The sequence below is a fragment of the Pseudomonas sp. NCIMB 10586 genome (assembly GCF_023127895.1).
In the GTDB taxonomy this organism is placed as follows: Bacteria; Pseudomonadota; Gammaproteobacteria; order Pseudomonadales; family Pseudomonadaceae; genus Aquipseudomonas; species Aquipseudomonas synxantha_A.
Window position 1 is genome coordinate 251,047 of sequence record NZ_SPKQ01000037.1, and the last position, 13,081, is coordinate 264,127.

A 13,081-nucleotide genomic window follows, 5' to 3' on the forward strand; every position below is an offset into this window, starting at 1 on the left:
CCTCGACTCGCGTTAAACTGCGCGGGTTTTCAGCCCCCCATTCTCCGGAGCCTTCCATGTCCCGCGTTACCCTGAGTCGCTATTTGATCGAGCAGACCCGCAGCAACAACACGCCTGCCGATCTGCGCTTCCTTATCGAAGTGGTGGCGCGTGCTTGCAAGGAAATCAGCCACGCCGTTTCCAAAGGCGCACTGGGCGGCGTCCTGGGCAGCATGGGCACTGAAAACGTCCAAGGTGAAGTGCAGAAGAAGCTCGACGTACTCTCCAATGAAATCCTGCTCGAAGCCAACGAATGGGGCGGTCACCTGGCCGGCATGGCGTCCGAAGAAATGGACAATGCCTACCAGATCCCTGGCAAGTACCCGAAAGGCGCTTACCTGCTGGTATTCGACCCACTGGACGGTTCGTCCAACATCGACATCAATGCACCGGTCGGCACCATCTTCTCGGTACTGCGTTGCCCGAATGAATACCTGAGCCAGAACGAAGCCCTGAACGAAAAGGCCTTCCTGCAGCCGGGCACCGAGCAGGTCGCTGCCGGTTATGCCATCTACGGTCCACAGACCATGCTGGTGCTGACCCTGGGTGATGGCGTCAAAGGCTTCACCCTGGACCGCGAAATGGGCAGCTTCGTGCTGACCCACGAAGACATTTCGATTCCTGCTTCTACCCAGGAATTCGCCATCAACATGTCTAACCAGCGTCACTGGGAAGAACCGGTGAAACGCTACGTCAACGAGTTGATGGAAGGCGAAGAAGGCCCGTTGAAGAAGAACTTCAATATGCGCTGGGTCGCTGCGATGGTTGCCGATGTGCACCGCATCCTGACCCGTGGTGGCCTGTTCATGTACCCACGCGACAGCCGCGAGCCGTCCAAGCCGGGCAAACTGCGCCTGATGTACGAAGCCAACCCGATGTCGTTCCTGGTTGAGCAGGCAGGCGGTGCGTCCACCGATGGCCACCAGCGCATCCTCGACATCCAGCCTGAAGGTTTGCACCAGCGTGTGGCGGTGTTCCTGGGTTCCAAGGAAGAAGTTGAGCGTGTGACCAGCTACCACAAGAAGTAATACACGGCGATAAGTTATCCACTGTGTTGTGAGGCCGTTCACCCTTGAAGAAGCCCCGAAACGTTTCAGCGTTTTCGGGGCTTTTTTGTTTTCGCTCGTCGGGAACCAGACACCCCTTTTCCCTTCTAAGCTTCTGGCAGATACCCCAGCTGCTTTGTCTCTCCAGGAGCTTTTCCATGTCTTTACGCCGTCTCGCCCTGCTGACTTTTTGCGTGCTGTTAGCCGCTTGCAGCAAGGTCACTCAAGAAAACTACCAGAAACTGTCGGCTGGCATGGCCAAGGCCGAGGTGGAGTCGTTGCTGGGTAAGCCGACCGATTGTTCCGGTGCGCTGGGCATGTCCAGCTGCACCTGGGGCGATAAAAACAGCTTTATCAGCGTGCAGTACGCCGGTGACAAAGTTCTGATGTTTTCCGGGCAAGGCCTGAAGTAAACCGGGGCGCGAGCCTGCGGGAGAAGAAGAATGATGCGTTTTGTTTTGTTCCTTTGCGCCAGCCTGTTTTTGGCGGGCTGCGCCAGCCATTCTGGCGATGATCTGCAACCCAAGACGGCAACCAACGTCAACCTCAAGCGTTATCAGGGCACCTGGTATGAGTTGGCCCGATTGCCGATGTACTTCCAGCGCAACTGCGCGCAGTCCGAGGCGCGTTACACCTTGCTGCCGGATGGCGACATGTCGGTGTTCAACCGCTGCCTGACGCCTGAATGGAAGTGGCAAGAAGCCAAAGGCACGGCCACGCCGCAGGTGCCTGGCAAAACCGACAAGCTCTGGGTGGAATTCAATAACTGGTTTACGTCACTGTTGCCGGGCGTTGCCAAGGGCGATTACTGGGTGCTGTATGTCAGCGATGACTACAAGACCGCCATCGTCGGCAGCCCGAGCCGGCGCTATATGTGGATCCTGTCGCGCACGCCGACGGTGAGTGCCGAGACGCGTGAAGACCTGTTGAGCAGGGCGCGACAGCAGGGGTATGACACTACGCGGTTGATCTGGCGTACTTCAGATAAACAAATGGCCAAGAGTTCGCAGTAATCAAATGTGGGAGGGGGCTTGCTCCCGATGCAGTGTGTCAGCCAGTACATCTGATACTGACACACCGCTATCGGGAGCAAGCCCCCTCCCACATTTGTTAGGTGTTGGCCGTTAGCCCAACAAAGCCTTCAAGACCTGGGTGAATGCCCGGTTGCTTTCCTCTTCGCCGGCATGATGCCCATCCCGCACCACCCACTTGCCATTGACCAGCACGTCGCGCACTTGGCGATCGCCACCTGCAAACAGCCAGCGATTGAGAATCCCATCCTCACTGGCGGTCGCCAGGTACGGGTCGCTACCGTCCAGCACAATCCAATCCGCCCGCTTGCCGACTTCCAGCCGCCCGATCGGCTGGCCAAGCGCCTGTGCGCCACCATCCAGCGCAGCATCGAACAGCGTGCGGCCAACCATTGGCTGATCACTGCGATACAGGCGATTACGCCGTTGATCGCGAAGACGCTGGCCGTATTCCAGCCAACGTAATTCCTCCACCACGCTCAGTGAAACATGGCTGTCGGAGCCGATACCCATGCGTCCGCCCTGGGCAAGGAAATCCACCGCCGGGAAAATCCCATCGCCCAGGTTGGCTTCGGTGGTCAGGCACAAACCGGCAATCGCTCGGCTGTTGGCCATGCGCGTCACTTCGTCAGCATCGGCATGAGTGGCGTGCACCAGGCACCAGCGCTCGTCCACTTCAACGTTGTCATACAGCCATTGCAGCGGGCGCTTGCCGCTCCAGGCCAGGCAATCGTCGACTTCTTTTTGCTGCTCGGCGATATGGATATGCACCGGGCAGGTCTTGTCACTGGCCGCCAGCACTTGCTGGATCTGTTCGGGGGTGACCGCACGCAGGGAGTGGAAACACAGGCCCAGTTGCTGCGCAGGTTGTGCCGCCAGGATCGGCTGCAAACGCGCTTGCAGGTCCAGGTAGTGCTCGGTGCTATTGATAAACCGGCGCTGCCCCTCATTCGGCGCCTGGCCACCGAAACCTGCGTGGGTATAGAGCACCGGCAGCAAGGTCAGGCCGATCCCGCTGCTGGCGGCTGCCAGGCTGATCTGGCGTGACAGTTCCGTACGGTCGGCATATGGCTGGCCGTTGGTATCGTGATGCACATAATGAAACTCGGCCACCGAGGTGTACCCAGCCTTGAGCATTTCGATATACAGCTGGCGGGCGATGACCTGTAACTGCTCGGGGTTGATCTTGCCGACCATGCGGTACATCAAATCGCGCCAGGTCCAGAAGCTGTCATTGGGGTTGCCGGCCACTTCGGCCAGACCTGCCATTGCGCGCTGGAAGGCATGGGAATGCAGGTTTGGCATGCCCGCCAATACTGGGCCCCTGAGCCGTTCGGCAGCGTCTGCACTGGCATTGGGCTCAACATGGGTCAGCAGGCCATCGGCGCTGACTTCAAGACGTACATCGTTGGCCCATCCATTAGGCAGCAGCGCGCGTTCGGCAAAGAAAGCGGACATGATCAAGGCACCCCGGTCGTGTGTTTATTTGTATATACATATACAGACGTTTGCCTGCTCGGTAAACTCCGGCAATCTATGCATCTTTTTCCCCTGCAAGGATTCCTCGTGCCGACTCCGCCTGCCAAGTCTTCGCTGGCTGCCCACATGGACGAAAGTCCGGCGCCCTTGTATGCCCGCGTCAAACAGATGATCAGCCAGCAGATCCTCAACGGCAACTGGCCGCCCCATTACCGCGTGCCGTCGGAAAGCGAACTGGTCAGCCAGCTGGGTTTCAGCCGCATGACCATTAACCGCGCCCTGCGTGAGCTTACCGCCGAAGGTCTGCTGGTGCGCATGCAAGGCGTGGGTACGTTCGTGGCCGAGCCGAAGAGCCAGTCGGCGCTGTTTGAAGTGCACAACATTGCCGATGAAATCGCTTCCCGCGGGCATCGGCACACGTGCCAGGTCATCACCCTGGGCGAAGAGGCCGCGGGTTCCGAACGCGCCGTCGCCCTGGAAATGCGTGAAGGTGGGCGAGTGTTCCACTCGTTGATTGTGCATTACGAGAACGATATTCCCGTGCAAATCGAAGATCGTTTCGTCAACGCCCTGGTTGCGCCGCAATATTTGCAGCAGGACTTCACCCAGCAAACCCCCTATGCCTATCTGAACCAGGTCGCGCCGTTGACCGAGGGTGAGCATGTGGTCGAAGCGATCCTTGCCGACGCAGCCGAGTGCAAGCTGTTGCAGATCGAGCCGAGCGAGCCGTGCCTGTTGATTCGCCGTCGCACCTGGTCGGGTCGCCAGCCGGTAACCGCTGCGCGATTGATCCACCCCGGTTCCCGTCACAGCCTGGAAGGACGTTTCAGCAAATGAGTACAGTGAAGGTCTGGCGCGCCGCCGACTACGTGCGCATGCCGTGGAAAAACGGTGGCGGCAGCACCGAAGAAATCAGCCGCGACGCCGGCATCGGCCTGGATGGATTTGGCTGGCGTGTGTCGATTGCCGATATCGCCGAGTCGGGTGGTTTTTCCACCTTCGCCGGTTACCAGCGCGTGATCACGGTGATCAAGGGCGCGGGCATGGTGTTGACCGTGGACGGCGAGGAGCAGCGCGGCTTGTTACCGTTGCAGCCGTTCGCGTTCCAGGGTGAAAGCCAGGTTTCCTGCCGCTTGATCACTGGGCCGATCCGCGACTTCAACCTGATCTACTCGCCCGAGCGTTACCATGCACGGTTGCAGTGGGTGGACGGTGTGCAGCAGTTTTTCAGCACGGCGCAGACGGTGTTGGTGTTCAGCGTGGCGGATGAGGTGAAGGTGTTGGGCGAGAAGCTCGGCCATCACGATTGCCTGCAAGTGGACGGTAACACTGGCTTGCTGGATATCTCGGTCAGCGGCCGCAGCTGCGTAATCGAATTGACCGCACTCGGTTAAAAACTGTGGGAGCTGGCTTGCCTGCGATAGCGGTGTATCAGCCTAGGATGTGCTGACTGACACACTGCTATCGCAGGCAAGCCAGCTCCCACATTTGTTTTTGCATTGTTCACAAAATCTGTTTCCAGCCCGCGCACCAATTTGTTACCGAATGCCCCAGCGTGATGCAAAGCTTCGCTGCCGTGACAAATTTCCCTTGCTGCAAAAAACCTCCGTAAGAAATTTCATCAAGCGTTGAAGCCTTGATTTACAAGGCTCGCACGCCCCGTGCAAAAAAATCCCAACCACTCCCGGCTAAAGTTGGCCGCTCGATTGCATATGCTTGTACATACAAGTAAAGATGTGTGCGTAAGAGCTTCCTTCGCACCATCCATGTTCGCGCATCGATCGCCGAGGAGTCCTAGCAGTGACCAAGTCTACAAAATACCGTGACGTCGAAATCCGCGCCGCCCGCGGTAACAAGCTCACCGCCAAAAGCTGGCTGACCGAAGCGCCGCTGCGCATGTTGATGAACAACCTCGACCCACAAGTGGCCGAGAACCCCAAGGAACTCGTGGTTTACGGCGGTATTGGCCGTGCGGCGCGCAACTGGGAATGTTACGACCAGATTGTCGAGAGCCTCACCCATTTGAACGATGACGAAACCCTGCTGGTGCAGTCCGGCAAGCCGGTCGGCGTGTTCAAGACCCATAGCAACGCCCCGCGCGTACTGATCGCCAACTCCAACCTGGTACCACACTGGGCCAGTTGGGAGCACTTCAACGAACTGGATGCCAAGGGCCTGGCCATGTACGGCCAGATGACCGCCGGCAGCTGGATCTACATCGGTAGCCAAGGCATCGTCCAGGGCACCTATGAAACGTTCGTCGAAGCTGGCCGTCAGCACTACGATTCAAACCTTCAGGGCCGTTGGGTCCTCACCGCTGGCCTCGGCGGCATGGGCGGCGCGCAACCGTTGGCCGCGACCCTGGCCGGCGCCTGCTCGCTGAATATCGAGTGCCAACAGGTCAGCATCGACTTCCGCCTGGCCAGCCGCTATGTCGACGAACAAGCCACCGACCTCGATGACGCCCTGGCGCGCATCGCCAAGTACACCAAGGAAGGCAAGGCCATTTCCATCGCCCTGCTGGGCAACGCCGCCGAAATTCTGCCAGAGCTGGTCAAGCGTGGCGTGCGCCCGGACATGGTCACCGACCAGACCAGCGCCCACGACCCGCTCAACGGCTACCTGCCGGCCGGCTGGACCTGGGACGAATACCGCGCCCGCGCCAAAACCGAGCCGGCTGCCGTGATCAAGGCCGCCAAGCAGTCCATGGCCGTGCACGTCAAGGCCATGCTGGAATTCCAGAAGCAAGGCATCCCAACCTTCGACTACGGCAATAACATCCGCCAGATGGCCCAGGAAGAGGGCGTGGAAAATGCCTTCGACTTCCCGGGTTTCGTACCGGCCTACATTCGCCCGCTGTTCTGCCGTGGCATTGGCCCGTTCCGCTGGGCGGCGCTGTCTGGCGACCCGCAAGACATCTACAAGACCGACGCCAAAGTCAAAGAGTTGATCCCGGACGACGCCCACCTGCACAACTGGCTGGACATGGCCCGCGAGCGCATCAGCTTCCAGGGCCTGCCGGCACGTATCTGCTGGGTCGGCCTGGGCCAGCGCGCCAAGCTCGGCCTGGCCTTCAACGAAATGGTACGCAGCGGCGAGCTGTCCGCCCCTGTGGTGATCGGTCGTGACCACCTGGACTCCGGTTCCGTATCCAGCCCGAACCGCGAAACCGAGGCCATGCAGGACGGTTCCGATGCCGTGTCCGACTGGCCACTGCTCAACGCCTTGCTCAACACCGCCAGCGGCGCGACCTGGGTCTCGCTGCACCACGGTGGTGGCGTGGGCATGGGCTTCTCTCAGCACTCAGGCATGGTGATCGTCTGCGACGGTACCGATGAAGCGGCCGAGCGGATTGCGCGGGTGCTGCATAACGACCCGGCGACCGGGGTGATGCGTCATGCCGATGCCGGTTATCAGATTGCTATCGATTGCGCCAAAGAGCAGGGCCTCAACCTGCCGATGATCAAGTGACCCATGTGGGAGGGGGCTTGCCCCCGATAGCGGCGGGTCAGTCATCTGATCTGTTGGCTGATACACCGCAATCGGGGGCAAGCCCCCTCCCACATTGGATCGGCGGCAACCCCAAGACAATCCATCAGAGGTTGAACCACATGGCTGCAAACGACACTACCCCGTTGATCGAAAGGCGCTCGATCGACTACATCCCGGAAGCGGAAAGACACGGTCGTCTATTGAGCCAGTTCACCCTATGGATGGGTGCCAACCTGCAGATCACCGCGATTGTCACCGGGGCCCTGGCCGTGGTGCTGGGTGGTGATGTGTTCTGGTCGTTGATCGGCCTGCTCATCGGTCAACTGATCGGCGGCGGCGTCATGGCGCTGCACGCGGCGCAAGGCCCCAAGCTCGGCTTGCCGCAGATGATCTCCAGCCGGGTGCAGTTCGGCGTGTATGGCGCGGCTATCCCGATCGTGCTGGTGTGCTTGATGTACGTGGGTTTCACCGCGACCGGCACCGTGCTGTCGGGTCAGGCGCTGGGCCAATTGTTCGGAGTCAGCGACAGCGTAGGTATTCTGATTTTCGCCAGTGTCATCGTGCTGGTCACCGTACTGGGTTACCGGGTGATCCACTTCATCGGCCGTGTCGCCAGCATCATCGGTGTGATTGCCTTTGTATATCTGTTCAGTCGCCTGATGAGCCAGACCGACGTTGGCGCGCTCCTGCAAATCCGCCACTTCAGCTGGAGCAGCTTTCTGTTGGCCGTGTCGCTTGCGGCCTCCTGGCAGATCGCTTTCGGCCCCTACGTGGCGGACTATTCGCGTTATCTGCCGAGCAACACGTCGTCAGTGAAAACCTTTCTCGCCGCCGGCGCGGGTTCGGTCATCGGCGCGCAGGTGGCAATGGTGCTCGGCGTGTTCGCCGCGGCCATGTCCAACGGCCAATTTGCCGGGCATGAAGTGGCCTACATCGTTGGCTTGAGCGGCACGGGGGCCACCGCTGCACTGCTGTACTTCAGCATCGCGTTCGGCAAGGTCACCATCTCCACGCTCAACTCCTACGGCAGCTTCATGTGCATCGCGACCATTATCAGCGGTTTCCGTGGCCGCCTGGAGGTTACGCGTCTGCAACGCCTGGTGTTCGTGCTCGCCATCGTCGGTACGGCAACCCTGATCGCCTTGCTCGGCCAGCACTCGTTTCTCGGTGCATTCAAGTCGTTCATCCTGTTCCTGCTGGCGTTTTTCACGCCCTGGAGCGCGATCAACCTGGTGGATTACTACTGCATCACCCGCGAGCGCTATGACGTGCCGGCACTGGCCGACCCGAACGGTCGCTATGGCCGCTGGAACCTCTTGGGTATCAGTGTCTATGTCTTCGGCGTGCTGGTGCAGTTGCCGTTCATCTCGACCAAGTTCTACACCGGCCCTTTGGTGGCCGCGCTGGGTGACGTGGATATTTCCTGGATCATCGGCCTGGTGCTGCCCGCGGCCCTCTATTACGTGTGTGCGAAAAAATGGCACGGCACGGTACCCGATCACCTGATCCTGCCGACAGAGCAGGGCGCTTTACCCACAACAGACGGGCTGGCTGCACAAGCCTGATGGGACGTGGACAAGGCAGGACGCCTTTTGACTGCCGTAATCCATTTCATGATTGGGAGCGTCACAACAATGAAAATGCATAAGACCCTGCTGACTACGTTGCTCTCTGCGGGCTTGCTGGCGAGTGCCGGCGCCCAGGCGGCCGGCTGGTGCGAATCCGGCAAACCGGTGAAATTCGCCGGCCTGAATTGGGAAAGCGGCATGTTGCTCACCGACATCCTGCAAACCGTGCTGGAAAAAGGCTACGACTGCAAAACCGACAGCCTGCCAGGCAATTCCATCACCATGGAAAACGCCTTGAGCAGCAACGATATTCAGGTGTTCGCCGAAGAGTGGGTGGGCCGCAGCGAAGTCTGGAACAAGGCCGAGAAGGCCGGCAAAGTCGTCGGTGTAGGTGCCCCGGTGGTCGGCGCGGTGGAAGGCTGGTACGTGCCGCGTTATGTGATCGAGGGCGACGCCAAGCGCAAGCTGGAAGCCAAGGCCCCGGACCTGAAAAACATCGCCGACCTGGCCAAATACGCCTCGGTGTTCAAGGACCAGGAAGAGCCCTCCAAGGGCCGTTTCTACAACTGCCCGGCCGGCTGGACCTGTGAGCTGGACAACAGCGAAATGCTCAAGAGCTACGGCCTGGAAAGCACCTACACCAACTTCCGCCCAGGCACCGGCCCGGCGCTGGATGCGGCGGTGCTGTCGAGCTACAAGCGCGGCGAACCGATCCTGTTCTACTACTGGTCACCGACACCGCTGATGGGCCAGGTCGACCTGGTCAAGCTGGAAGAAAAGCCCGGCGTGGATAAGAGCGTAAGCATCAAGGTCGGCCTGTCCAAGACCTTCCACGAACAAGCGCCAGAACTGGTGGCCGTGCTGGAAAAGGTCAACCTGCCCATCGACCTGCTCAACCAGAACCTCGGCCGCATGGCCAAGGAGCGAATCGAGTCGCCGAAACTGGCGAAAATTTTCCTCAAGGAACATCCTGAAGTCTGGCACGCCTGGGTGAGCGACGACGTAGCCAAGAAAATCGAAGCGGCCTTGTAGGTCAAGTGTGCACGGCTACCCTCAGGGGTGGCCGGGCGGCTGGCCACAACCCACTGGATCGAGAGCACGATATGTTTCCTGAGAGTTTTACGTTTTCCATCGCCGACTGGGTCAACGGTTGGGTGGACTCGCTGGTCACCAACTACGGCGATGTGTTCCGGCACATCTCCGACACCCTGCTATGGGCCATCGTCAACCTGGAAGGCCTGCTCCGCATGGCGCCCTGGTGGCTGATGCTGGCCATTGTCGGGGGCATCGCCTGGCACGCCACGCGCAAGCTGGTGACCACAGCGGTGATCGTCGGTTTGCTGTTCCTGGTGGGCGCGGTTGGCCTGTGGGACAAGCTGATGCAAACCCTGGCACTGATGATGGTCGCCACGGTGATCTCGGTGCTGATCGGCATTCCCCTGGGCATCCTGTCGGCGCGCAGCAATCGCCTGCGTTCGGTGCTGATGCCGCTGCTGGACATCATGCAGACCATGCCCAGCTTCGTGTACCTGATCCCGGTGCTGATGTTGTTCGGCCTGGGCAAGGTGCCGGCGATTTTCGCCACGGTGATCTACGCCGCGCCGCCGCTGATTCGCCTGACGGACCTGGGCATTCGCCAGGTCGATGGCGAGGTCATGGAAGCCATCAACGCCTTTGGCGCCAACCGCTGGCAGCAACTGTTCGGCGTGCAACTGCCGCTGGCGCTGCCGAGCATCATGGCCGGGATCAACCAGACCACCATGATGGCGCTGTCGATGGTGGTAATCGCCTCGATGATCGGCGCCCGCGGCTTGGGTGAAGACGTGCTCGTCGGCATCCAGACCCTCAACGTCGGCCGTGGCCTGGAAGCCGGGCTGGCGATCGTGATTCTCGCAGTGGTCATCGACCGCATTACCCAGGCTTATGGCCGCCCACGGCATGAGGCGAGCAAATGACGACTGTCAGCAAAATCGAAGTAAAGAACGTCTTCAAGATCTTCGGCGCCCGTTCCAAGGACGCCCTGGCGATGGTCGGCCAGGGCAAGACCAAGGACCAGGTACTGGCCGAGACCGGTTGCGTGGTCGGCGTGAACGATCTGTCCCTGAGCATCGGCACGGGTGAGATCTTCGTGATCATGGGCCTGTCAGGTTCCGGCAAGTCCACCCTGGTGCGCCACTTCAACCGCCTGATCGATCCCACCAGCGGCGCGATCCTGGTGGACGGCGAAGACATCCTGCAACTGGACATGGAAGCCCTGCGCCAATTCCGTCGCCACAAGATCAGCATGGTGTTCCAGAGCTTCGGCCTGTTGCCCCACAAGAGCGTGCTCGACAACGTCGCCTACGGTCTCAAAGTGCGCGGTGAAACCAAGCAGGTATGCGCTGAGCGCGCCCTGCACTGGATCGAAACCGTGGGGCTCAAGGGCTACGAAAGCAAATACCCACACCAGCTTTCCGGCGGTATGCGCCAGCGAGTGGGCCTGGCCCGCGCCTTGGCCGCAGACACCGACATCATCCTGATGGACGAAGCCTTCAGCGCCCTCGACCCGCTGATCCGCGCCGAAATGCAGGACCAGTTGCTCGAGCTGCAAAAGACCCTGCACAAGACCATCGTGTTTATCACCCATGACCTCGACGAAGCCGTGCGCATTGGTAATCGCATTGCGATCCTCAAGGACGGCAAGTTGATCCAGGTCGGCACGCCGCGGGAGATTTTGCATTCGCCGGCGGATGAGTATGTGGACCGGTTTGTTCAGCGGCGGGCGGCGGTGGTCTGACGGACGCCATCGCAGGCAAGCCAGCTCCCACATTTGATTGGGTTCACACAGTTCAAATGTGGGAGCCGGGCTTGCCCGCGATGAGGCCGCCAAAGGTTTAGAGAATATGAAGAGGTCAACGATGTCCCAGGCAACCAAAATCATCATCGCCGACGCCCCGATGCGCTGGCAGGACGTCGCCGCCGTTGCTCGCCACGGCGCAGTGCTCGAACTCTCGGGCCACGCCTGGGCGCGCATCGACAATGCCCAGGCCATCGTGCAGCGCATCGTCGCCAGCGGCGAGCGCGCCTATGGCGTGAACACCGGCCTGGGCGCGTTGTGCAATGTGTCGCTTGAGGGCGGGCAACTGAGCCAACTGTCGCGCAATACGCTGCTCAGCCATGCCTGCGGCGTCGGCCCGGTGCTCAGCGACGAGCAGACCCGCGCGATCATGTGCGCGGCAATCATCAACTACAGCCACGGTAAATCCGGCCTGCACCCGCAGGTGGTGCACGCGTTGCTGGCGCTGCTCAATCACGGCATCACGCCGCAAGTGCCATCCCAGGGTTCGGTGGGGTATTTGACCCACATGGCCCATGTCGGTGTGGCCTTGCTCGGCATCGGCAATGTGAGTTACCGCGGCCGGATCGTCACGGCGCAATACGCGTTGCAGGCTGAAGGCTTGCAGCCCGTGGTACTCGGTGCCAAGGATGGCCTGTGCCTGGTCAACGGCACGCCGTGCATGACCGGCCTGAGTTGCCTGGCCCTGGCCGACGCGCACCACCTGTTGCAATGGGCCGACGTGATCGGCGCCATGAGTTTCGAAGCCCAGCGCGGCCAGATCGATGCCTTCGACGAAGAAATCATCGCCCTCAAGCCGCACCCGGGTATGCAGCAAGTGGGCAGCAACCTGCGTGCGTTGCTCGACGGCAGTGAGGTGATCGCCAGCAGCAAAGGTATCCGCACCCAGGACGCCTTGAGCATTCGCTCGATCCCGCAGATCCACGGCGCGGCCCGCGATCAGGTGGAGCACGCCACGCGCCAGATCGAGACCGAACTCAACAGCGCCACCGACAACCCTTTGGTGCTCGGCACGCCGGTCAGCTACCGCGTGGTGTCCCAGGCCAACCCCCACGGCCAGTCCGTGGCGCTGGCGGCCGACATGCTCGCCATCGCCATGGCCGAAATCGGCTCGGTGGCCGAGCGCCGCCTGGATCGCCTGATCAATCCGCACGTCAGCGGCTTGCCGGCCTTTCTGGTCAGCAACCCCGGGGTCAACTCCGGGATGATGATCGTGCAGTACGTCGCCGCGTCCTTGTGCGGGCAAAACCGCCAGTTGGCGCAACCGGCGGTGCTCGACAACTTCGTCACCTCGGGCCTGCAGGAAGACCACCTGAGCATGGGCACCAACGCCGCGCTCAAGCTGCACCAGGTATTGGCCAACGTCACCCAGATTCTTGCCATCGAATACTTGCTGGCGGCCCAGGCGTTCGAGTTCCTCAAGGACCAGCGCTTGGGCGCCGGTACCGACCACGCCTGGCGCTTGCTGCGCGAAGTGGTCCCCGCTTACGAGCAGGACCGCTGGCTGGCGCCGGATATTGCCGCCGCTGCCCAGTTGCTTAAAGACACTGCGTTACCGAATTTGCACTGAACACTTAAGAATAATTCACA

General features: G+C 60.7%; 12 protein-coding genes. 11 read left to right on the forward strand and 1 reads right to left on the reverse strand.

Annotated features, from left to right (window positions below; all coding sequences use genetic code 11):
- Positions 1-56 precede the first annotated feature (56 nt).
- From E4P01_RS14385 to E4P01_RS14395, 3 genes are all read left to right on the forward strand, one after another.
- Entirely contained in the window at positions 57-1,067 is a 1,011-nt protein-coding gene (locus tag E4P01_RS14385) for a class 1 fructose-bisphosphatase (protein ID WP_032878350.1), read from the forward strand.
- 176 nt (positions 1,068-1,243) lie between these two features.
- Positions 1,244-1,498 (forward strand): hypothetical protein, encoded by a 255-nt coding sequence (locus E4P01_RS14390; protein WP_005783949.1) that lies wholly within the window; start codon positions 1,244-1,246, stop codon positions 1,496-1,498.
- Positions 1,499-1,528: 30 nt separating this feature from the next.
- Positions 1,529-2,098: a lipocalin family protein gene (locus tag E4P01_RS14395; RefSeq protein WP_032878349.1), complete on the forward strand. Its 570-nt coding sequence runs from the start codon at positions 1,529-1,531 to the stop codon at positions 2,096-2,098.
- 111 nt (positions 2,099-2,209) lie between these two features.
- Here E4P01_RS14395 and E4P01_RS14400 read toward each other — a convergent pair whose 3' ends face one another.
- Positions 2,210-3,574 (reverse strand): formimidoylglutamate deiminase, encoded by a 1,365-nt coding sequence (locus E4P01_RS14400; RefSeq protein WP_032878347.1) that lies wholly within the window; start codon positions 3,572-3,574, stop codon positions 2,210-2,212.
- A gap of 78 nt (positions 3,575-3,652) precedes the next feature.
- On the opposite strand from E4P01_RS14400, the gene hutC reads away from it, so the two are divergent.
- The 8 genes from hutC (at position 3,653) to hutH (ending at position 13,061) form a co-directional block, all read left to right on the forward strand.
- On the forward strand, positions 3,653-4,432 hold the full coding sequence (gene hutC / locus E4P01_RS14405) for a histidine utilization repressor (protein ID WP_177327403.1): 780 nt from the start codon (positions 3,653-3,655) through the stop codon (positions 4,430-4,432).
- Entirely contained in the window at positions 4,429-4,989 is a 561-nt protein-coding gene (locus E4P01_RS14410; protein WP_148853049.1) for a HutD family protein, read from the forward strand. Before hutC ends, E4P01_RS14410 begins: the two co-directional genes overlap by 4 nt.
- Positions 4,990-5,395: 406 nt before the next feature.
- Positions 5,396-7,066: a urocanate hydratase gene (hutU, locus tag E4P01_RS14415; protein WP_032878345.1), complete on the forward strand. Its 1,671-nt coding sequence runs from the start codon at positions 5,396-5,398 to the stop codon at positions 7,064-7,066.
- A 140-nt stretch (positions 7,067-7,206) separates the two neighbouring features.
- Complete coding sequence (locus E4P01_RS14420) at positions 7,207-8,652, forward strand: cytosine permease (protein WP_216090618.1); 1,446 nt, start codon at positions 7,207-7,209, stop codon at positions 8,650-8,652.
- Between the two features lie 69 nt (positions 8,653-8,721).
- The gene (locus E4P01_RS14425) at positions 8,722-9,687 is read left to right on the forward strand and encodes an ABC transporter substrate-binding protein (protein WP_216090619.1); all 966 of its coding nucleotides are present in this window, start codon (positions 8,722-8,724) and stop codon (positions 9,685-9,687) included.
- A 71-nt stretch (positions 9,688-9,758) separates the two neighbouring features.
- Positions 9,759-10,610 carry a proline/glycine betaine ABC transporter permease gene (locus E4P01_RS14430; RefSeq protein WP_032878340.1) on the forward strand — a complete coding sequence of 284 codons (852 nt, stop codon included), beginning with the start codon at positions 9,759-9,761 and terminating at the stop codon, positions 10,608-10,610.
- The gene (locus E4P01_RS14435; RefSeq protein WP_050549364.1) at positions 10,607-11,431 is read left to right on the forward strand and encodes a glycine betaine/L-proline ABC transporter ATP-binding protein; all 825 of its coding nucleotides are present in this window, start codon (positions 10,607-10,609) and stop codon (positions 11,429-11,431) included. Before E4P01_RS14430 ends, E4P01_RS14435 begins: the two co-directional genes overlap by 4 nt.
- Positions 11,432-11,552: 121 nt before the next feature.
- On the forward strand, positions 11,553-13,061 hold the full coding sequence (hutH, locus tag E4P01_RS14440) for a histidine ammonia-lyase (protein ID WP_032878339.1): 1,509 nt from the start codon (positions 11,553-11,555) through the stop codon (positions 13,059-13,061).
- Positions 13,062-13,081 lie beyond the last annotated feature (20 nt).